At 71.2% G+C, this 19,917-nt stretch carries 18 protein-coding genes; 12 read left to right on the top strand and 6 right to left on the bottom strand.

All coding sequences use genetic code 11. The features are described 5' to 3' along the window. Positions 1-134 precede the first annotated feature (134 nt). The 5 genes from ACSC1Q_RS38555 (at position 135) to ACSC1Q_RS38535 (ending at position 4,175) form a co-directional block, all read left to right on the top strand. A complete protein-coding gene (locus ACSC1Q_RS38555; RefSeq protein WP_436763680.1) occupies positions 135-641 on the top strand; it encodes a hypothetical protein in 507 nt (168 codons plus the stop codon). Between the two features lie 58 nt (positions 642-699). After that, positions 700-1,119: a GNAT family N-acetyltransferase gene (locus tag ACSC1Q_RS38550; protein ID WP_436763679.1), complete on the top strand. Its 420-nt coding sequence runs from the start codon at positions 700-702 to the stop codon at positions 1,117-1,119. A gap of 531 nt (positions 1,120-1,650) precedes the next feature. Further along, the gene (locus ACSC1Q_RS38545) at positions 1,651-2,931 is read left to right on the top strand and encodes an Nramp family divalent metal transporter (protein WP_436763678.1); all 1,281 of its coding nucleotides are present in this window, start codon (positions 1,651-1,653) and stop codon (positions 2,929-2,931) included. A gap of 157 nt (positions 2,932-3,088) precedes the next feature. Beyond that, complete coding sequence (locus tag ACSC1Q_RS38540; RefSeq protein ID WP_436763677.1) at positions 3,089-3,469, top strand: DUF302 domain-containing protein; 381 nt, start codon at positions 3,089-3,091, stop codon at positions 3,467-3,469. A 4-nt stretch (positions 3,470-3,473) separates the two neighbouring features. Continuing rightward, positions 3,474-4,175: a hypothetical protein gene (locus ACSC1Q_RS38535; RefSeq protein ID WP_436763676.1), complete on the top strand. Its 702-nt coding sequence runs from the start codon at positions 3,474-3,476 to the stop codon at positions 4,173-4,175. Here the strand turns inward: ACSC1Q_RS38535 and ACSC1Q_RS38530 are convergent. From ACSC1Q_RS38530 to ACSC1Q_RS38520, 3 genes are all read right to left on the bottom strand, one after another. Then, positions 4,149-5,216 carry an ABC transporter permease gene (locus ACSC1Q_RS38530; protein WP_436763675.1) on the bottom strand — a complete coding sequence of 356 codons (1,068 nt, stop codon included), beginning with the start codon at positions 5,214-5,216 and terminating at the stop codon, positions 4,149-4,151. The genes ACSC1Q_RS38535 and ACSC1Q_RS38530 overlap by 27 nt on opposite strands. Further along, positions 5,206-6,228: an ABC transporter permease gene (locus ACSC1Q_RS38525; RefSeq protein ID WP_436763674.1), complete on the bottom strand. Its 1,023-nt coding sequence runs from the start codon at positions 6,226-6,228 to the stop codon at positions 5,206-5,208. The genes ACSC1Q_RS38530 and ACSC1Q_RS38525 overlap by 11 nt, the downstream gene beginning before the upstream one ends. A 97-nt stretch (positions 6,229-6,325) precedes the next feature. Continuing rightward, on the bottom strand, positions 6,326-7,789 hold the full coding sequence (locus tag ACSC1Q_RS38520; RefSeq protein WP_436763700.1) for a sugar ABC transporter ATP-binding protein: 1,464 nt from the start codon (positions 7,787-7,789) through the stop codon (positions 6,326-6,328). A 979-nt stretch (positions 7,790-8,768) separates the two neighbouring features. Here ACSC1Q_RS38520 and ACSC1Q_RS38515 point away from each other — a divergent pair. From ACSC1Q_RS38515 to ACSC1Q_RS38505, 3 genes are all read left to right on the top strand, one after another. Further along, positions 8,769-9,419, top strand: coding sequence for a lysophospholipid acyltransferase family protein (locus ACSC1Q_RS38515; protein WP_436763673.1), 651 nt, complete (start codon positions 8,769-8,771; stop codon positions 9,417-9,419). A gap of 72 nt (positions 9,420-9,491) precedes the next feature. After that, positions 9,492-11,132, top strand: coding sequence for a penicillin-binding transpeptidase domain-containing protein (locus tag ACSC1Q_RS38510; protein ID WP_436763672.1), 1,641 nt, complete (start codon positions 9,492-9,494; stop codon positions 11,130-11,132). Between the two features lie 417 nt (positions 11,133-11,549). Further along, positions 11,550-12,335: a F0F1 ATP synthase subunit A gene (locus tag ACSC1Q_RS38505; RefSeq protein WP_436763671.1), complete on the top strand. Its 786-nt coding sequence runs from the start codon at positions 11,550-11,552 to the stop codon at positions 12,333-12,335. 114 nt (positions 12,336-12,449) lie between these two features. Here the strand turns inward: ACSC1Q_RS38505 and ACSC1Q_RS38500 are convergent, their stop codons facing one another. Next, positions 12,450-12,740, bottom strand: coding sequence for a DUF3040 domain-containing protein (locus tag ACSC1Q_RS38500; protein ID WP_436763670.1), 291 nt, complete (start codon positions 12,738-12,740; stop codon positions 12,450-12,452). Between the two features lie 316 nt (positions 12,741-13,056). Here ACSC1Q_RS38500 and ACSC1Q_RS38495 point away from each other — a divergent pair, with 316 nt between their 5' ends. Then, on the top strand, positions 13,057-13,530 hold the full coding sequence (locus ACSC1Q_RS38495; protein WP_436763669.1) for a hypothetical protein: 474 nt from the start codon (positions 13,057-13,059) through the stop codon (positions 13,528-13,530). A 240-nt stretch (positions 13,531-13,770) separates the two neighbouring features. On the opposite strand, the gene ACSC1Q_RS38490 is transcribed toward ACSC1Q_RS38495, so the two are convergent. Then, positions 13,771-14,772: an aldo/keto reductase gene (locus ACSC1Q_RS38490; RefSeq protein WP_436763668.1), complete on the bottom strand. Its 1,002-nt coding sequence runs from the start codon at positions 14,770-14,772 to the stop codon at positions 13,771-13,773. A gap of 185 nt (positions 14,773-14,957) precedes the next feature. Here ACSC1Q_RS38490 and ACSC1Q_RS38485 point away from each other — a divergent pair, with 185 nt between their 5' ends. From ACSC1Q_RS38485 to ACSC1Q_RS38475, 3 genes are all read left to right on the top strand, one after another. Next, on the top strand, positions 14,958-15,824 hold the full coding sequence (locus tag ACSC1Q_RS38485; protein ID WP_436763667.1) for a helix-turn-helix transcriptional regulator: 867 nt from the start codon (positions 14,958-14,960) through the stop codon (positions 15,822-15,824). Between the two features lie 133 nt (positions 15,825-15,957). Beyond that, a complete protein-coding gene (locus ACSC1Q_RS38480) occupies positions 15,958-16,152 on the top strand; it encodes a hypothetical protein (RefSeq protein WP_436763666.1) in 195 nt (64 codons plus the stop codon). Between the two features lie 55 nt (positions 16,153-16,207). Beyond that, the gene (locus ACSC1Q_RS38475; RefSeq protein ID WP_436763665.1) at positions 16,208-19,459 is read left to right on the top strand and encodes a S41 family peptidase; all 3,252 of its coding nucleotides are present in this window, start codon (positions 16,208-16,210) and stop codon (positions 19,457-19,459) included. 110 nt (positions 19,460-19,569) lie between these two features. Here the strand turns inward: ACSC1Q_RS38475 and ACSC1Q_RS38470 are convergent, their stop codons facing one another. Next, the gene (locus ACSC1Q_RS38470) at positions 19,570-19,917 is read right to left on the bottom strand and encodes a DUF4288 domain-containing protein (RefSeq protein ID WP_436763664.1); all 348 of its coding nucleotides are present in this window, start codon (positions 19,915-19,917) and stop codon (positions 19,570-19,572) included.

The raw sequence follows: 19,917 nt of genomic DNA, 5'->3' as shown, positions 1-19,917 counted from the left end.
CCGTGTGCTCGTCTTGAACGGCGAGGTCTCCCCGGCACCGCGACAAGGATCTGATTCCGACACGTTCCACCGGGCGCGCCGTAACTGTCGGTGGCGACGCCTACTATGAGCCCCTCAAGGAGGGATAGCCGCTCATGGTTGACGCACTGAGGGTTTCGCTGCTGGTCACGACCGATCTGCCGCCCGATACCGACCTGAAGGAGTTCGGGCGGTTACTGGTCGACTCCGTGCTCACGCTCCAGCGGGGCGAGGTGACCTACTCCGCGCTCCTGCGCGGCGGGGTGTTCTGGCTGGACCGGCCGCTGCCGCCGTCCGACGACGGGCTTCCCGGCACGGCGGCAGAGGAGCTGCGGTTCGCGGCGCTGCTGGGCCACCTGTCGGCCGCTCAGCCGCCGGGCTCGGCGAAGGAGACGGTCGCCGACGCGGGCCGGGCGATCACCGCCGCCGTCGCCGCCCGGTACGGCGACCTGGGCAGCCCGCCCGCCGTGATGGCGATCCGCGGCGAGGACGTGCGCGAGCGCACCCCCCGGTCGGCCATCGCGGTCGGATCGGAGACGGCCGAGCCCCTCCCCCAGTCTGAGCCCCTCCCCCGGGCGGATCCCCTGCCCGAGCCGATGCCGTCCATGGGCGCGTCCGCCTGAGCGCCCGGGGCGGGGTCCTTCCGGCCCCTCCCCCGGGCGGGCTGATAACTTCCCGTCCGTGGACGTGAACATCCGGTACGGGCGGATCGAGGACGTCGAGGCGCTGCTCGCCTTCTGGCTGGTGGCCGCCGAGGGGACCGACAGGCACGACGATCCGGCCAAGGTGGCCGCGCTGATCGGACGGGACCCCGAGGCCGTCCTCATCGCCGAGGTCGACGGGAGGATGGCCGGCACGCTGCTCGCGGGCTGGGACGGCTGGCGAGCCCACCTCTACCGGCTGGCCGTGGATCCCGCGCTCCGGAGGCGGGGAGTGGGGACCGCGCTGATCCGGGCGGCCGAGGAGCGCTTCGCGGCGTTCGGCGCGTTCCGGGCCGACGCGATGGTGCTGCACGACAACGAGCAGGCCCACCACGCCTGGGGTGCCGCGGGCTACGCGCCGCAGCCCCAGTGGTCCCGCTGGGTCAAGCCGCTGGGGTGACCTCCGAGGGCCCGGCCTGGAGGCCCGGCCCGTGACCACGGGTTCTCAGCGGCCTGTGTTCCCTGCGGCCCGGATTCCCTGCGGCTCGACGACTTGGAAGCTCAACGGCTCGGACGCTCCGAACTCGACCGCTCCGGACTCAGACGCCCCAGGCTCGGACGCTCCGGGCTCAGACGCTCCAGGCTCGAACCCTCCGGACGAAGATCGACCGGCCCTTTCTCACGACCATCGCCATTTATGCGACTCGCCGCCTTTTGATAATATAAAGGGCGGATTCCCGAGGCATGCTATTTATTTGCCCCGGCCAGACCCCGGCCGCTTGTCTTCATTCTTTGGCTGAGTAATCCTTGGTTTGCGGCACTGAGGCTGCGATATACCGTCAATTCACACTCTCCGGTAATTCGCCAGCCGGTACGGGATTTCGCGCGGCCTCGCCCCGCCGAAGCGGAGTTCGCGGAGCTTGACGCCCGCTCGCCGGTGAACGCCCGCCGAACACAGGTGACGGCAGGCACGACGCGCCGGGAGGCACGTATGAACGACGACGACACGCTGACGCTGGCCCCGCCCGCCCCGATGTCCCGGCCTCCCGCGCGGCCGGGCGGCTCTCGGGCGGCTCCGATCCTGGGACCGGCGTTCGTCGCGGCGATCGCCTACGTGGACCCCGGCAACGTGGCCACCAACCTGACCGCCGGGGCGACCTCGGGCTACCTGCTCGTGTGGGTGGTCGTGCTGGCCAGCCTCGTCGCGCTCCTCGTGCAGTTCCAGGCGGCGAAGCTCGGCATGGCGACCGGCAGGAGCCTGCCCCGGCTGTGCCGCGAGCGTTTCTCCCGCCGCGGCAGCCTCCTCCTGTGGCTCCAGGCCGAGGTGGTCGTCCTGGCCACGGATCTGGCCGAGTTCGTCGGCGCGGCCATCGGGATGCAACTGCTCTTCGGAATGCCGCCCGCGATGTCGGCGGTGGTCACCGCCGTGGTGGCGCTGCTCATGCTGCAACTGCGGCGGCACGGCAGGACGCGGCGGTTCGAGCTCGTCAGCGCCGCGAGCCTCATGCTCGTCGGCGCGGGGGTCGTCTACGACGTCGTCGCGGTGGGCCGGCAGTCCGTCACCGAGCTGGCCGGCGGGCTGATCCCCCGCCTGGACGGCAGCGGCTCGCTCATCCTCGCCATGGGGATCGTCGGCGCCACCGTGATGCCACACGCCATCTACCTGCACTCCGCGCTGGTGCAGGGACGGGGATGGCCGGACGGCGCGGCGTGGCGGCAGCCCGCGCTCGTCCGGCGGGCTCTGCGGATCGACTGCCTGCTCGGGCTCGGCACCGCCACAATCGTCAACGTGTCGATGATCGCCCTCGGCGCCGGGCTGGGGGCGGCCGCGGGCGGGGCCTGGACCGGCGACCTGTTCGCCGCCCACGAGGAGCTGCTGAACCGGGCCGGCGGTGCCGCCGCCCTCGCGTTCGCCGTCATGCTCCTGTCGTCGGGAGTCTCGTCCTGCGGGGTGGGCACGCTGGCGGGAGACGTGGTGATGCGGGGCTTCCTGAACCTCCGGGCGCCGATCCAGCTGCGGCGCGTCGTGACGATGACACCGGCCGTCCTCGCCCTGGTGCTCGGCGCGCCGCTGACCGGCCTGCTGATCGTGAGCCAGGTGGTCATCTCGCTCGGCGTGCCCGTCGCGCTGTTCCTGCTCGTCCACTTCTGCCGCGACCGGTCGGTGATGGGCCCCCTGGTCAACGATCCGCTGACCACGCGGATCGCGGCCTGCGCGGGCGCCGCGGTCGCCGTCCTCGGGTGCTGCCTGCCGCTGACCTTCCTGTTCTGAAACTGTTCTGAAATCCCGGAAATTCCGAAAGCTCCAATTTTGTCCAGAAAGCTCCGAGCCGCAGGCTCCCGCGACACCGCGCTCCCCACCCGTTCCACGCTCAGGGCCGGGTCCGAGCCCGGAGCCGGACCCCGGGCTCCTCGCACCGGAGGCACCGATGAACACCGTCACCCGCGTCTCGTCCGGCTCCGTCGCCGAGACGCTCGACCGGCTCGAAGAACTGATCACGGGCAGGGGGCTGACGCTCTTCGCCGTCATCGAGCACGACGTGGCCGCCGCGGAGGCCGGGCTGAGCATGCGGCCCGCCAAGCTGGTGATCTTCGGCGACCCCGCGGCGGGCACCCCGCTGATGGTCGCCGCGCCGCTGCTCGCCCTCGACCTGCCCCTGAGGATCCTCGTCTGGCAGGACGAGTCGGGCCGTACCCTGGTCAGCCACGGCAGCGTCGCCGAGCTCCAGGAGCGGTACGGCCTCACCGAGGAGCAGGTGGCGCCGCTGCGCGGGGTCGCGCTCCTCGCCTCCGCCGCGACCGGCGCCTGACCGCGTGAACGCGCGGCAGCGGTCGGAGCGGCGCGGGCACCCGGGCGAGCCGCGCCTCCCCGCCGCGTGCGCGGTCGTGGTCGCCGCGGCGCTGTACGCGGCGCTGCCGGGCAAGCTCATCGTCGGCCCGCGGTTCGTCATCCCCGCGCTGGAACTGCTGCTCCTGGTGCCCCTGATAGCGATCAACCCCCGGCGGATGGTCCGGGAGAACCGGTCGATGAGGCGGCTGTCCATCGCCCTCGTCCTGGTCATCGCGGTGACCAACGGGGCGTCGCTGGTCCTGCTCATCATCGAGCTGGTGTCCGGGGAGGTCAGGGAGGGCAAACAGCTACTGATCGCCGCCGGACAGGTGTGGGTGACCAACATCATCATCTTCGGGCTGGCCTTCTGGGAGCTCGACCGGGGAGGACCCGTGCGGCGCACCCAGGCGAGGGGCGGCACCCTGCCGGTGGCCGACTTCCGCTTCCCCCAGGACGAGGACCACGACGCCATCTCCGAGGTGGCCGCCCGGTCGTCGGCGAGGTCGGGGTGGACGCCCGGCTTCGCCGACTACCTCTACGTGTCGGTGACGAACTCCTCCGCGTTCAGCCCCACCGACACCATGCCGCTGTCGGTACGGGCGAAGCTCCTGATGGCCGTGGAGTCGGTGTCGGCGCTCATCCTCTCCGTACTGGTCATCTCACGAGGTGTCGGCCTGCTGAGGTGACGCCTCCCGGACGGCCCTGGCGTGCCTGCGCCGCGCCACCGCGGTGACGAGACGCGGAGTGATCACCGAGATGATCAGGAGCAGGCCGGTGACGATCGACTGGATCTCGGTCGCCACGTCGTTGAGCATGAGCAGGTTGCGCAGCAGGCCGATGAGCAGCACTCCGGCGATCACGCCGCCGAGGGTGCCCCTGCCCCCGTCGAAGTCGACGCCGCCGAGGAGCACCGCGGCGATGACGGCCAGTTCCAGCCCGATGCCGTTGTCGGCGCGGGCGCTGCCGTACCGCAGGGTGAAGATGACCCCGGCGAAGGCGGCGACGGTGCCCGAGAGCACGAACAAGACCAGCTTGATCCGCTTTACCCGGATTCCGGCGAACCGCGCCGCCTCCTCCTGCGCGCCCATCGCGAACAGCGAGCGGCCGAAGCCGGTGGCGTGCAGCACCACGGCGGTGACCACGGCCAGCAGCACGAACAGCGCCACCGGGTACGGGATCGGCGTGCCCGGCACGTCGCCCACCACCAGCTCCGTGTACTGCGCCGGGAACTCCGCGATCGCCCTGTCGCCCAGCACCACGTAGGCGAGGCCGCGGTAGAGCGCCAGCGTGCCGATGGTGACGGCGAGCGAGGGCAGTCCCAGCCGGGTCACCAGGAGGCCGTTGACCAGCCCGCACACCGCCCCCACCACGACCACCAGCGGGATGATCGTCTCGATCGCCCAGCCCGCGTCCCAGAGCGAGCCGACCAGCGCGCTGGACAGGCCGAGCACCGAGGCCACCGACAGGTCCACCTCCGCGGCCACCACCAGCATGGTCATGGCCAGCGCGATGAGCGCGATCTCCCCCAGGTCGCCGAGCGCGAACGACAGGTTGCCGACACTGGCGAAACCGGGCGATCCGGCCGAGCCTCCGATGAAGACGAGCACCAGCAGCAGGCCGACGAACACGTCCCAGCGCAGCAGGCGGCCGAGCGAGCCGCGTTCCGGCCCGCCGGTGGGCGGCACGGTGGCCACCTCGGGCTTCGCGGTCGTCACGTCAGGAGCCATGTCGGGAGTTCCTCCTCCGCAGTACCCGCGCGACCCGCAGCGCGAGCAGCCGGTCGACGCTGATCGCCAGGAGCAGCAGCGCTCCGGTGATGGCCTGCTGCCAGAACGGGTTGACCTTGAGCACGACCAGCGCGCTGGTGATGGTGGTGAGCAGCAGCGCGCCGAGCGCCGCGCCGTACACGGTGCCGACGCCGCCGGTGATCGCGACCCCGCCGACCACGACGGCGCTGACCACCTGGAGCTCCCAGCCGTTGGCGGCGTCGGCGACCACGGTGCCGAACCGCGACAGCCAGAGCACCCCGGCCAGGCCCGCGAGCGCGCCGCTGAAGAGGTAGGCCCCCATCACGCGGCGCCGCACCGGCACGCCCGCCAGGCTCGCGGCCTCCGGGCTGGAGCCGATGGCGTAGAAGTCGCGGCCCGAGGCGTAGGAGCGCAGGTAGTAGCCGACGGCCAGCATCACCACGACGGCGATGATCGGCAGGTACGGCACCCCGAGCACCGAGCCGTTGCCCAGGGAGAGCAGCGCCGGGGGCAGGTCGACGGCGTTGATCTGCCGCCCGTGGGCGATGTAGTGGTCGACGCCCTGGATCACGTACAGCGTGCCGAGGGTCACCACCAGGGCCGGTACGCGGCCGAAGCTGACCAGCAGGCCGTTGATCATGCCGCAGAGCGCGCCGATCGCGACGCCCAGCACGACCGCGAAGACGATGCCCCTGCCGTGGTCGGCGGAGAGGAGGTCGCCGACGGTGAAGGCCACCAGGCCGACGACCGAACCTGCGGACAGGTCGATGTTGCGGGTGATGACGACGACGGACTGGCCGACGGCGAGCAGCACCAGGATGGAGGCGTTGAGGAAGATGTCGGTGAGGCCCTGCCCCGACAGGAAGTTGCCGTTGGTGCTCGCGGTCACCGCGACCAGGATGGCGAGCGCCGCCACGATGCTCAGCTCACGGGCCCGGAACACCAGGTCCACCAGGCCGCGGGCGCTCCGCCCGGCGGTGACGGCGCTCATGCGCCCTCCTCGGCCGGTCGCACGCCCTGGACGTGTCCCCCGGCGCGGCCGGTCGCGCCCGTGCCCCGCCGTCCTCGGGGGCTCTCGTTCCGCCCGGTCACGAGGCCCTCCCGGTCGCCGCTGACATGACACTCTCCTCTGTGGCCCGCTCGCGCGGGATCTCGGCGACGAGCCGCCCCTCCTGCATGACCAGGACCCGGTCGGCCATGCCGAGCACCTCGGGCAGGTCGGAGGAGATCATCAGTACGGCGAGGCCGTCGGCGGCCAGCTGGGACAGGAGCCGGTGCACCTCGGCCTTGGTGCCCACGTCGATGCCCCGGGTGGGCTCGTCGATGATGAGCACGTCGGGGTCGGTGGAGAGCCACTTGCCCAGCACGACCTTCTGCTGGTTGCCGCCGGAGAGCACGTTGACCGTGTCCGACAGCCGGTTGAACTTGAGCTGGAGCCGGATCGCCCAGTCGCGGGCCCGGTCGCGCTCGGCGGCGCGGGAGATCACCGGGCCGCGGCGCAGCGCCCGCAGGCCGGTGATCCCGATGTTGCGCTCGATGGAGTGGTCCATCACCAGGCCCTGCTGGCGCCGGTCCTCGGGGACGAGGGCGAGGCCCGCGGACATCGCGGCGGTCGGGGACGCGGCGGGCAGCCGCTTCCCGTTCACCTCGACGGTCCCGGCGTCCCAGCGGTCCACGCCGAAGATCGCGCGGGCGACCTCGCTGCGTCCCGCCCCGACGAGCCCGGCGAGGGCCACGATCTCGCCGCGCCGCACCTCGAAGGAGACGTCGGTGAACACCCCCTCCCGGGTGAGCCGCGCGACCTTGAGCGCCACCTCGCCGACCTCGGTCTCCTGCTTGGGGTAGAGGGTGTCGAGGTCGCGGCCGACCATCCGGCGGATCAGGTGCTCGTGGGTCAGGCCCGCGACCGGCTCACCGGCGATCCAGGCGCCGTCGCGCAGCGTGGTGACCCGCTGGCAGAGTTCGAAGATCTCGTCCAGGCGGTGCGAGATGAACAGGACCGCGCACCCCTGCTCGCGCAGCGCCCTGACCACGTTGAACAACCGGGTCACCTCGTTGCCCGACAGCGCCGCGGTGGGCTCGTCCATGATCAGCACCCGCGCGTCCCGTGACAGCGCCTTGGCGATCTCGACGAGCTGCTGGTCGGCGATGGAAAGGCCCCGGGCCGGCTGCTCGGGGTCGAGGGCGACGCCGAGCCCGGCGAACAGCTCCGCGGCGCGGGCGCGCATGGCCCCGCGGTCGATCCGGCCGAGCGTGCTCCTGGGCTGGCGGCCGATGAAGATGTTCTCGGCGACCGACAGGTCGGGGAACATCGTGGGCTCCTGGTAGATCACCGCCACACCCGCCCGCTGGGCGTCGGCGGGGTTGCCGAACTCCACCGGCTCGCCGTCGAGCAGGACCCGCCCGGTGTCCGGGCGGTGCACCCCCGCCAGGATCTTCACCAGGGTGGACTTGCCCGCGCCGTTCTCCCCGGCGAGCGCGTGCGCCTCTCCCGCGTACAGGTCGAGGGAGACGTCGCGCAGCGCCCGTACGGCGCCGAACGCCTTGCTCACCCCGGCCAGCGCCAGGACCGGAGGGGGCTCGCCGGAAGGCGGCCGGAGCGGCGCCTCTCCCTCGTCCGGTACGGTCACCGTGCCACCCCTTCCATCCTCTAAAAACGTTTTAGTAGAATGAGCGGACGCTAATCCCGGCCGCCTCCCTTGTCAATGGGGGATGAAAGCCTCGTTTCCAATGCGTTACGCCATCTCGCAGGTGAGGCGGGACCGGGCCGGGCGTCATCCCCGGGGAGGATCTCTCCTAGATCGAGTAACACGTTTTAATCGGGAATCGAGCATCGGGGCGACTGCGACGGCCCGGGAGGTCACGGGCATCCCGGCCGGCCCCGGCCCGCCTCCCAGCCCGTCAGGGCCTGTTCCCCTCGGGGCCTCACGGCCCGTCCGGACCGGCGCCTCTCGGGGTCTCACGGACACGTCGGGGCCTCGCTTCCGATCTCACCCTCGCGGCTCCGTCCCCGTACGCCGGGACCGGCCCCATCCCCGCGCGTGAGGCCCGGCGGCCCCGCCGGGCCGGTGGCCCGTGGCATCGGCCAGCGGTTCTCCGAGAGTACCTCCGGGGGCTGTGACCTGCGGATCTCCCGATCGCGGAGCCCCATCGGACACGCCGGTAACCTCAAATCGGAATAACCAGCGGCAGACGTCCGTTAGAGTGATCGTGCCGATGTGGTTTGTGTCCCCCGGGCCGCAAATTACCGCCTTCACGGAATACCGTTCGGCTGGAGCCGTGTTGTGCCTCTCGCCGAGGAGGCGACCGCCACATCGGCACCAAACGTCACGCCCCGCGAGCCCCTCAGGCCCGCGGGGCGTTTCTTTTCCTCCGTGGCCGGTGGGGGTTTTCACCGGACTCGTCCCGGAAAAGAGCGGTGGCGATGGCGGAGGCCTACAAACCTGAGGGCTCTCCTTGTGCGGGTGCGTACAACCGTCGGCCGTCGGGCCACCACCTAGTGTTGGGTAACCCGTCTCATGAGGAGAGTCCGTGCTCTATCGCCTGACCAAGATTGTCGGCGGCCCGATCCTGCACCTGCTCTGGCCGACCTCGGTCACCGGGCACGAGCACGTTCCCGTCACGGGTCCGGCCATCATGGCCTCCAACCACCTCTCGATCCTCGACTCGACCTTCCTGCCGCTGGTGCTCAAGCGTCAGGTGCGCTTCGTCGCCAAGTCCGAGTACTTCACCGGCAATCCCGTCACCGCGATGTGGATGCGCGCCACCGGCCAGATCAGCATCGACCGGCAGAGCCCCACCTCGGCCCAGGACATGCTCGACGCGGCGGCGGAGGTGCTCGGGAACGGCGAGCTGTTCGGCATCTACCCGGAGGGCACCCGCTCCCCCGACGGGCGCCTCTACCGGGGCAAGGTCGGCGTCGCCTGGCTCGCCCTGGCCACCGGCGCGCCGGTGATCCCGGTGGCGATGGAGGGCACCGGCGAGGTGCTGCCGATCGGCGCCACGAGGCCCAGGCTCGGCCGGGTGAGCGTACGCATCGGCAAGCCGATGACCTTCAGCGGCTCGGAGACGAGCGCGCGCGACCGGCGCGGTGTGACCGACGAGATCATGTTCGCGATCCAGGAGCTGTCCGGCCAGGAGTACGTGACGAGCTACGCCCCCAGCCGCACTCAGACCAAATGACCATTTGTCGGTATATGTCGCTTTAGTCACGCTAGGCTGCGGCCCTGGGGAAAAGAGAACTGGGGGGTTCGGGTGGCACGGGGCAAGACGATCGCGATCACATCGGCAGCCGTCGTCCTGGTGGCGGGGGCCGCCGGGGGCGGCGCCTGGTGGTACCTGCACACCAGGGGGACACCCCAGGAGACCGCGGAGCGGTTCGTCGGCGCCTGGCAGAGCGGCGACCTGGCGGGCATGCGCGCCGAGCTCGGCACGCCGGACCCGGCGTTCGCCACGGCGTACGACAACATCCGCAAGGCCCTCGCGGTGGAGAGCACGACGGTACGCCTCGACGGGGTGCGCGAGACCGGGGACGGCACCGGGCGGGCCTCCTACACCGCCACGCTGAAACTCAAGGACGTCGGCGAGTGGAGTTACTCCGGCGACGTCGACCTCGCGGTCGTCGACCGGCACTGGCGGGTCAAGTGGTCGCCCAGGGCCGTGCACCCCGACCTCACCGCGACCACCGCCTTCGCGCTGAAGACGAAGTGGCCCGAACGGGCCGCGATCACCTCGGCGGACGGCGACCGCATCGACGGCGCAGACGGCGCCCAGGTGGGCGGCTCGGTGCTGCAGCTCGTCGGCCTTCTGGAGAAGGCCACCGCGAAGAGCGCCGCGAGACTGGGCGTCCCCTACAAGGTGGGTGACACGGTCGGCACGAGCGGGTTGCAGCACACCTTCCAGGAGCGCCTGGCCGGCACCCCGGACACCGAGATCGAGCTCGTCGGCCCGGACAAGAAGACGGTCAAGACGCTCGGCACGGTCGAGGGCAGGACCGGCGAGGGCCTGGAGACCACCCTGGACATGCGGGTCCAGCGGGCCGCGGTCGAGGCCGTCCGCGACCTGAAGAAGACCGCCGCCCTGGTCGCGATCAGGCCCTCGTCCGGCGAGATCCTCGCGGTGGTGAACAACGAGGGCGGCTTCAACCGGGCCCTGGACGGCAACTACCCTCCCGGCTCGACCTTCAAGGCGATCACCGCCGTGGGGCTGCTGGCCGAGGGGATGAGCCCCGGCGACCGGGTCACCTGCCCCAAGGACGTCACGGTCGGCGGCCTGCCGATCCGCAACTCCCACCACGCCGCCTACGGCTCGGTGTCGCTGTCCGACTCGTTCGCCTACTCCTGCAACACCACCTTCGCCCCGCTGACCAAGGAGCGGCTGAGCGCCGACAAGCTGCTGAGCACCGCGGAGCTGTTCGGGTTCAACAAGCCGCTCGACATCGGCGTCACGGCCGCCAAGGGCAGCTTCCCCAAGGCCGAGAGCGACGCGGAACTGGCCGCGGAGTCGTTCGGCCAGGGGCGGATCACCGCCAGCCCGCTGATGATGGCCTCGGTCGCCGCCGCGCTGGCCGACGGGACCTGGCGCCCGCCGACCCTGGTCCCCTCGATCAAGCAGGAGACGCAGCCGCAGGCCCTCCCCGAGGCCGTCATGTCGAACATGCACCGGATGATGTCCGCGGTCGTCACCAAGGGCACCGCCAAGGACGCGGGCCTGCCCCAGGGGACCCGCGGCAAGACCGGGACCGCCGAGTACGGCGGGCAGGACGACCTGAAGACCCACGCCTGGTTCATCGGCTTCCGCGGCGAGGTGGCCTTCGCGGTGATCGTCGAGGAGGGCTCGGGCGGCGGCGCGGTCGCCGCCCCGGTCGCCGCCGACTTCCTGCGCGCCCTCGGCTGACGGCGCCTTCGGACCGGAAGCGCCTTCGGCCGACGGTGCTTTCGGCCGACGATGCCCTTCTCGGGACAACGCTCTCGACCGGCGGCTTTCTCGGCTGACGGCGCTCGCCCCGGACAACGCCCTCGGCTGACGGCGTTCTCCCCGGGAGGGCAGGGGCTCCTCCTGGGGTGACTCGCGGTGGCGGGAGCCTCCGGGGCCGGGGCGCTTCCCCTTCGCCTCGGAATCGATCTTTACCTGCGAGGTATTGTCGCGCTCGCGGAGCTATGTGAAAGCATTCACAAAGTATCCCCCTCCTGTTGGGACCGCCTCATGACGATCCTGATCACCTCATCATCCGAACCACTCACATCGACCGCGACGCTCACATCGGCCATGTCACCCGTGTCACCCGTGTCACCCGTGTCACCCGTGTCACCCGTGTCGCCCTCGCCACCCGCGTCGCCCGGGTTTCAGGCGCCCGGCCTGGAGCTGTTCGACTTTCCCCCGCTGTGGGCGGGCGCGCCTTACTGGCTGACCAAACCGATCCTGATGGCCGTCCTGGCCGCGGCCCTGGTCTGCGGCGTCTGCTGGGCGGCCTTCGCCAATCCCAAGGTCGTACCGCGCGGCCCGCAGAACGTGGTCGAGCTGGGCTACGTGTTCGTCCGCGACCACGCGGCCCGCCCGTTTCTCGGCAAGGACACCGACCGGTGGATGGGCCTGCTGCTCAGCGTCTTCTTCCTGGTGTGGATCTGGAACCTGATGGGCGTGGTCCCGCTCGTCCAGCTCCCCGTCTCATCGTTCCTGGCCTTCCCCGCGGTGATCGCCGTGAGCGTCTACGCCCTGAAGATCTATCTCGGCGTCACGCGGCACGGCGTCGCGGGCTATGTCCGGGGACTGATCCCGCGCGGGCTGCCCGCCCTGGCGTACGTGCTGGTCATCCCGCTGGAGCTGCTCTACACCTTCGTGACCTCGCTGTTCGCGCACATGCTGCGGCTGGCCGCCAACATGTTCGCGGGCCATCTCATCCTGGCGTTCTTCAGCATGGTCGGCTTCTGGTTCCTGGTCGAGCATCCCACCGTGCTGGGCGTGCCGGTCGGGGTGGCCGGGGTGGTGATGGCGATCGTCATCACGGCCCTGGAGATGTTCGTCCAGTTCCTGCAGGCGTTCCTGTTCACGCTGCTGACCGCGATGTTCATCGGCAACGCGCTCAACCCCGAGCACTGACCGGCACCGGGAGCCGGGACACCCCGGCCGTTCCGGATCTCCACGCGCCCCGCACCGCGCCACCCGCGCCCTGACGAGCGCGGGAGTGGTCGCGGGGTGACGTGGGGACGGCGCTCACAGAGGGAGGGCCGCGGCCGCGTCGTGACGCAGGACCATGACGAGAAGCGTGATGATCAGCGTCGCGATCAGCAACCAGCTGAACATGATGATGACCGTGGAGCGGCGCAGACGTCTGGAGGACCGCCCCCGCCCCTTCCTGGTGCCACGCCCTCGGCCGCTGCCGCCCTCTTTGCGCTGGACACGCTCGTTGAACGACTCCAGCCGCGCGGCGAGTCGTGGATCCTCGTCGATGAGGTGGCGCTCGATCTGCAGCAGCATGCGCTCCTCGTCTTGCGACCAGGCCATGCATCACCTCCCCGGAACGCAAGCCGTGTGCCGACGTTCTGCCCAATCGTGAAGATCGTTATCCTTTCCGAGGGCTTCGATTTACCTCTTCTTTTCACGGACGCAATCCGAGCACGCGATCATGCCCTCGCACGGGGGCCGGCGCGGCGCCGGCGGGGTGTCGGGCGATTCCCAGCCTTCTCCGCGATCTCGACATTCCACCGCCCCAGCCCCTCTCCGTCACGCCCTCAGGAGGCCGGAAGCGGCCTCCGTGTTCGACGGCGACACATTGTCAAGCCATCTTGACGTCAGGCCAACTTGACGAAAAACTGGGGGCATGTTCACGCCAGACAGCCTCGAAGGCGACTTCACGCTCCTGACCGCCGCCGCCCGCTACGACGAGCTCCGCGTGCGCGACGCCCTTGCTCCGGCGGCGGGCGACGCCACCGGCGGAGAGAATCCCGACGACCTCAACGACCCCGCCGATCCCGAGGTGCCATCCCTCACCCGCGACGAGACGCTGGAGCTCCTCGCGCTCGGGGAGGTGGTCGCGCGCAAGGCGGGTTACGGGCGCCAGCTCGCCGTACGGTCCGCGCGGGCCGTGGGCGCGTCCTGGTCACAGATCGGCGCGGCCCTGGGCACGAGCAAGCAGGCGGCATGGGAGGCGCACGGCCGGTGGATCGACGACCAGGCCGAGCAGCACCGGCACAGCGGCTACGAGGGGATGAGCGAGCGCGACGCGGCGGCCGCGCGGGCTCTCGCGGGAGCCCCAGAAGGCGAGGCCCCCGCAACAGGAGGTCCCGAAGCCTGAGACCTCGTGGCAGGAGACCCCGAAGGTGAGGGCGGCGCGACACGAGGGCGACAGGCCCAGGACCGGATCTGGGACCGGGCCGGGTTTGGGGCGGGGCCGGGTTTGGGACGGGGCCGGGTTTGGGACGGGGCCGGGTTTGAGACAGGGCGCCACCGGGGCCGGGTTTGGAACAGGGCGCCACCGGGCCCGGGCCCGGGTTCCGCACCGGCTCCAAGTCCCGGTGGCGCCCCTCGCGGGGAACTACCTCTCGCTGTCCATGCCCGCGAGGAGGAAGTCCGCGTAGCGGCCGCCGGAGGCGGCTCCGTCCGGGATCGCCTCCTCGATCCGGGCGAGGTCGTCCGCGCCCAGCGTGACGCCGGTCGCGCCGAGGGACTCGGCCAGCCGCTCGCGGTCGCGCGCGCCGACCAGGGGGACGATGTCGTCGCCCCGGGAGGCCACCCAGGCGACGGCGATCTGGGCGACCGTGGCTCCGACGGTCGCGGCCACGTCGCGCAGGGCGTCCACGAGCCTGAGGTTGGCCGCCAGGTTCTCGCCCTGGAAGCGGGGGCTGATGGCCCGGAAGTCGTGCGCGGTGAGCTCGCGCCCCGGGCTCCAGTGGCCGGACAGCAGGCCGCGCGAGAGCACGCCGTACGCGGTGACGCCGATGCCCAGCTCGCGGGCGGTGGGCAGGATGGCCCCCTCGATCCCGCGCGACAGCAGCGAGTACTCGATCTGCAGGTCGCTGATGGGGTGCGTGGCCGCCGCCCGGCGCAGGGTCTCGGCACCGACCTCCGACAGGCCGATGTGGCGGACGTACCCGGCCTCGACCATCTCGGCGATGGCCCCGACGGTCTCCTCGACGGGGATGTCCGGGGTGACGCGGGCGGGACGGTAGACGTCGATGTGGTCGGTGCCCAGCCTGCGCAGGGTGTAGGCCAGGCGGTCCTTGACGGCCGCCGCGCCGACGTCGGCCCCCGCGAGCGTGAAGCCCCCGGCCGGATCGCGCCGCGCGCCGAATTTGACGCTGATCACGACGTCCTCGCGGGAACGCTCCTTAAGCGCCCTGCCGATGAGGAGCTCGTTGTGGCCAGAACCGTAGAAGTCGGCCGTGTCGATCAGGTTCACCCCGGCGTCGACGGCGGCGTGGATGGTGGCGACGCCCTCGGTCTCGTCCGCCGGGCCGTACAGGTCCGACATTCCCATGGCGCCCAGGCCGATCGCGGAGACGGTGGGGCCGGTCCTGCCGAGTGTGCGAGTCTGCATTGTTCTTCCTTGTCGTTCCGGGCACCGACTGGCCGGCGTCCTGTTCCGGGCACCGACTGGCCGGCGCCGTGTTCAGAGCGTGCCGCCCCGGCCGGGGCGGCAGAAGAGACGGTTCGTCCCGGGACCGGCCATCAGGGGATCGGCGCTCCCTGGATGCGCGACGCGGGCGCGGGCACACTGTCCCCATGGACAAGGCCATGGACAAGGAGCAGCTGGCCGACTTCCTGCGCCGCCGTCGCGAGGCCCTGCGGCCGGGTGACGTCGGCCTGCCCATGGGTGTGCGCAGGCGGGCGCCCGGCCTGCGCAGGGAGGAGGTCGCGGCGCTCGCGCAGATGTCGACCGACTACTACAACCGGCTGGAACAGCGGCGGGGGCCGCAACCGTCCCAGCAGATCGTGACCTCGCTGGCGCGGGCGCTGCGGCTGACGACCGACGAACGCGACCACCTGTTCCGCCTGGCCGGGCACGTCGCCCCGCCCAGGCACGCGCCGTCCGACCACGTCAGCCCCGGGCTGCTCCGGATCCTGGACCGCCTCGACGACACCCCGGCCCAGGTGATCACCGACCTCGGCGAGGTCCTCAGCCAGAACCGTCTCGCGGTCGCGCTGCTGGGAGACCACACCTGCTTCACCGGCCCGGCGCGCAGCTTCGTCTGGCGGTGGTTCGCCGACAGCTCGGCCAGGGCCCTCTACCCGCCCGCCGACCACGACCAGCAGAGCCGGGTGCTCGTCGCCGACCTGCGTTCCGCGGTCGTGCGCCGCGGCCGGGATCCCCGGGCGGACGCCATGGTCTCCGCCCTGCGCTCGTCCAGCGCGGAGTTCGCGGCGCTGTGGGACGCGCACGAGGTCGCCGTGCGCAGGAGCGACCACAAGCGGATCGTCCATCCCCTGCTCGGCGTCATCGAGCTCGACTGCCAGATCCTCGTGGCGGAGAACGAGGCGCAGCGGCTGCTCATCTTCACCGCCCCGGTGGGCAGCGAGGGCGCGCAGCAGCTGGAGCTGCTCTCGGTGGTCGGGGCGCAGGGTTTCGGCGCGCCCACCAACACCCGGTAGGCCCATCGCGCCACCCGTCACACTCCGTGTCCAACGCGCCACGGATCGTGGATGACTGAAGCCAGCAAAGGGTATTAAACCTCTTTGAATGCCTAATCAACGGCATCGTCCATCAAGCACAACGGGGGAAACGATGACGGACTCCAAGGACACCAAGGATTCCAAGAACAAGGCCGCGAAGGCCTCGGGGAAGAGCAAGAAGGCCGCGATCAAGGCGACACGATCGGCCAAGGAAGCGAAGAAACAGTCCGGCCAGCCCGAAGCCAGGGTGCCGGAGACGGGACCCGCCCACCAGGGCGGGCGGCCCATCCAGTCGCCGAGGGCGTGAAATCATGATCGGGTGACCGGGCTGAGACCCGGTCACCCGATCATGGAGTGACACGATGCCCGCCTACCTGCGATTTCCCACGATCTTCGGGGACATTGTCGTCTTCGCCGCCGAGGACGACCTGTGGATGGTCACCGCCGGAGGCGGGCGGGCCTTCCGGCTCACCGCCGGGGTGGCCGAGGCGGGATACCCGCGCTTCTCCCCCGACGGTGACCTGCTCGCCTTCGTCGGCCGCGAGGAGGGGCCGGAGGAGGTCTACGTGATGCCCGCCGACGGCGGCGCGGCACAGCGGGTGACCTACCACGGGGCGCGCTCCAGCGTCACCGGCTGGGACCCCCGCGGCGGCGTCGTCTACGCCAGCGACCAGGGCCAGCCCTTCGACGGCCGCAACTGGCTGCACCGGGTGGAGCCCGGCGGGGTGCCCGAGCGCCTGCCGTACGGCCCGGCCAACACCATCTCGTACGGCCCGCGGATCGTGCTAGGCCGCAACACCGCCGACCCCGCCCGCTGGAAGCGCTACCGGGGCGGCACCATGGGCGACCTGTGGATCGAGACCGGCGAGGACGGGCGGTTCCGGCGGCTCACCGCGCTGCCCGGCAACCTCGCGTCGCCCTGCTGGACCGGCGACCGGGTCTACTTCATCTCCGACCACGAGGGGGTCGGCAACGTCTACTCCTGCGACGCGGACGGCGGTGACCTGCGCAGGCACTCCGACCACGCCGACTACTACGCCCGCAACCTGTCGGGCGACGGCCGCAGGCTGGTCTACCACGCCGGGGCCCGGCTGTACCTGGTGGAGGACGGGGAGTCGCGCCCGATCGAGGTGCGGCTGCGCAGCTCGCGCACCCAGCGCAACCGCCGTTTCGCCCCGGCCGAGGACTTCCTGGAGAGCGCGACCCTCAGCCCCGACGGCGTCGGCCTGGCCGTCACCACCCGGGGCAAGGCGTTCTCCTTCGCCGCCTGGGAGGGTCCGGTGCGCCAGCACGGGGCGCTGTACGGGGTGCGGTACCGGCTGCTGAGCTGGCTCAACGACGGTGAGCGGCTGGTGGCCGCGGCCAGCGACGAGGGCGACCGCGAGGTGCTGACGGTGCTCACCGCCGACGGCGGCACCGAGCCCGCCAGGCTCGACCACCTCGACACCGGCCGCGCCATCGAGCTGGAGGTCTCCCCCACGGCCGACCTGGTCGCGGTGGCCAACCACCGCAACGAGCTGATCCTGGTCGACCTCGCGCCTCTGAACGAGGTTTCCGGCCGTACGGGCGAGGAGGGGCGGGCGCGGGGCCGGGTGATCGACTCCAGCAGGTTCGGCGCGATCGAGGACCTGGCCTGGTCCCCCGACGGCCGCTGGCTGGCGTACGCCTGCCGCGACACCGCGCAGACGACGGCGGTGAAGCTGTGCCGGGTCGAGACGGGCGAGACGTTCCTCGCCACCCGGCCGGTGCTGTGGGACGCCCGCCCGGCCTTCGACCCGGGCGGCGACTACCTGTACTTCATCGGCCGGCGCGTCTTCAACCCGGTCTACGACGAGCTCCACTTCGACCTGGGCTTCCCCCTGGGCTCCCGCCCCTACGCGATCGCGCTCCGCGCCGACGTCCCCTCGCCCTTCGTCCCCGTGCCCCGGCCCCTCGGGGACGACGATGACGATGACGACGACGGCGGTAACGGTGACGGTGACGACGGCGAGAACGAGGGCGAGGACGACGGACCGCCCGAGGTGGTCATCGACCTGGACGGCATCCAGGACCGGGTCGTCGTCTTCCCCGTCCCCGAGGGACGCTACGACGCCGTCGCCGGGATCAAGGGCAAGGCCGTCTACCTGACCTTCCCCGTCGAGGGCAGCCTGGGCGACGACTACGCCGACTCCTCCGACGGCACCCTGCACGTCTACGACTTCGCCAAGCAGAAGCAGGAGACCCTGGTAGGGGACGTGTCGGAGTTCGCGCTCGGCCGCGACGGGACCACGCTGCTCTACCAGTCGGGCAAGCGGCTGCGGATGGTCAAGGCGGGCGAGGAGCCCGAGGACGACGACGCGCCCGGCCGTACGAGCGGGTGGGTGGACCTGTCCAGGGTGAAGGTGTCCATCCGGCCGGAGGCGGAGTGGCGGCAGATGTTCAGGGAGGCCTGGCGGCTGCAGCGGGAGAACTTCTGGACCGAGGACATGGCCGGGCTCGACTGGAACGGCGTCTACCGGCGCTACCTGCCGCTGGTCGACCGGGTCACCACCCGGGGCGAGTTCTCGGACCTGCTGTGGGAGCTGCTCGGCGAGCTGGGCACCTCGCACGCGTACGAGAGCGGCGGCGCCTACCGGTCCCGGCCGCACTACCGGCAGGGCAAGCTGGGCGTCGACTGGGCCTTCGCGGACGGCGTCTACCGGATCGCGAGGATCGTCGGCGGCGACCGGTGGAATCCGGAGGCGACCTCGCCGCTCAACCGCCTCGGGGTGGACGTACGGCCGGGTGACGCGGTGCTGGCCGTGAACGGCCAGCCCGTCGGCGCGGACGCGAGCCCGGACGAGCTGCTGGTCAACCAGGCCGACCAGGAGGTGCAGCTGACGGTCCGGCGCGGGGACGACAGGCGGACCGTCACCGTGCGGGCCATCGGCGACGAGCAGCCGGGCCGCTACCGCGACTGGGTGGAGTCCAACCGGGCCCGCTGCCACGAGCTCGGCGGCGGCCGGATCGGCTACCTGCACATCCCGGACATGGGCCCGGAGGGCTACGCCGAGTTCCACCGGGGCTTCCTCGCCGAGTACGACCGCGAGGCCCTCGTGGTGGACGTCCGCTTCAACGGCGGCGGCCACGTGTCGGCGCTGCTGCTGGAGAAGCTGGCCCGGCGCCGCCTGGGCTACGACTTCCCGCGCTGGGGCGTGCCCGAGCCCTACCCCGACGAGTCGCCGCGCGGCCCGATGGTGGCCATCACCAACGAGTGGGCCGGCTCGGACGGCGACATCTTCAGCCACACCTTCAAGCTGCTGCGCCTGGGTCCCCTGATCGGCAAGCGCACCTGGGGCGGGGTGATCGGCATCTGGCCCCGGCACCACCTGGCCGACGGCACGGTCACCACCCAGCCGGAGTTCTCCTTCGCCTTCGACGACGTGGGCTGGCGGGTGGAGAACTACGGCACCGACCCCGACATCGAGGTCGACATCACCCCGCAGGACTACGCGGCGGGGGTGGACACCCAGCTGGACCGGGCGATCGAGGCCGCCAAGGAACGCCTGGTCCTCCAGCCGCCGCACACCCCCAACGCGGCGGCCAGACCCCGGCTCGTGGTGCCGCGCCTGCCGCCCCGCCGGCCTCTCCTCTGACATGACACGTACCGGTCTTCTGACATGACACGTACCGGCGCCTCAAGCGGCCGGGGCGACGGCCCGCGCGCACGGTGAGAACCGTGCGCGCCCTTTGCCCGGGATCCGTTTCAGCGTTCTCCCGAGCGTTCTGGTGGGTCTTTTTCGTTCCCGAGGGACGAGATGGAAAAGACCTCCTTGTAACGGGCCAGATCGTCAAAGCTTCTTGAGTAGAGACTCGTGTTCTCATCCAGGGTGCCATACAGGGTGCCGCGCACATCCGCTATTCCCAGGAAATTCCAGTTCACGGTCTCTCCGTACTCGTTCTTGTAAGACGTCTCCTCGTCACGGCCGGGCGGGCAACAAATCGGTTGCCCTCGTGGCCGGCCGTCTGCTGGACTTCCGGCGACGACCGATCGATCGAGGAGAAGCAAATGCGCGAAGCGTTCATGTCCCCCCAGAAGGTAATTTCCACCCAT

Origin of the sequence: Streptosporangium heterodermiicola, assembly GCF_051390675.1 — a bacterium.
GTDB lineage: Bacteria > Actinomycetota > Actinomycetes > Streptosporangiales > Streptosporangiaceae > Streptosporangium.
The sequence above is the reverse complement of the archived record's forward strand: the minus strand, read 5'-3'. Positions and strand labels throughout refer to the sequence as shown.

Bases quoted from the DNA above. Each gene is read 5' to 3' on its own strand.
- ACSC1Q_RS38555 (WP_436763680.1), top strand. From the start codon at position 135: ATGGTTGACGCACTGAGGGTTTCGCTGCTGGTCACGACCGATCTGCCG.
- ACSC1Q_RS38545 (WP_436763678.1), top strand. From the start codon at position 1,651: ATGAACGACGACGACACGCTGACGCTGGCCCCGCCCGCCCCGATGTCC.
- ACSC1Q_RS38540 (WP_436763677.1), top strand. From the start codon at position 3,089: ATGAACACCGTCACCCGCGTCTCGTCCGGCTCCGTCGCCGAGACGCTC.
- ACSC1Q_RS38530 (WP_436763675.1), bottom strand. From the start codon at position 5,216: ATGGCTCCTGACGTGACGACCGCGAAGCCCGAGGTGGCCACCGTGCCG.
- ACSC1Q_RS38525 (WP_436763674.1), bottom strand. From the start codon at position 6,228: ATGAGCGCCGTCACCGCCGGGCGGAGCGCCCGCGGCCTGGTGGACCTG.
- ACSC1Q_RS38500 (WP_436763670.1), bottom strand. From the start codon at position 12,740: ATGGCCTGGTCGCAAGACGAGGAGCGCATGCTGCTGCAGATCGAGCGC.
- ACSC1Q_RS38495 (WP_436763669.1), top strand. From the start codon at position 13,057: ATGTTCACGCCAGACAGCCTCGAAGGCGACTTCACGCTCCTGACCGCC.
- ACSC1Q_RS38490 (WP_436763668.1), bottom strand. From the start codon at position 14,772: ATGCAGACTCGCACACTCGGCAGGACCGGCCCCACCGTCTCCGCGATC.
- ACSC1Q_RS38485 (WP_436763667.1), top strand. From the start codon at position 14,958: ATGGACAAGGCCATGGACAAGGAGCAGCTGGCCGACTTCCTGCGCCGC.
- ACSC1Q_RS38480 (WP_436763666.1), top strand. From the start codon at position 15,958: ATGACGGACTCCAAGGACACCAAGGATTCCAAGAACAAGGCCGCGAAG.
- ACSC1Q_RS38475 (WP_436763665.1), top strand. From the start codon at position 16,208: ATGCCCGCCTACCTGCGATTTCCCACGATCTTCGGGGACATTGTCGTC.
- ACSC1Q_RS38470 (WP_436763664.1), bottom strand. From the start codon at position 19,917: ATGGGTGGAAATTACCTTCTGGGGGGACATGAACGCTTCGCGCATTTG.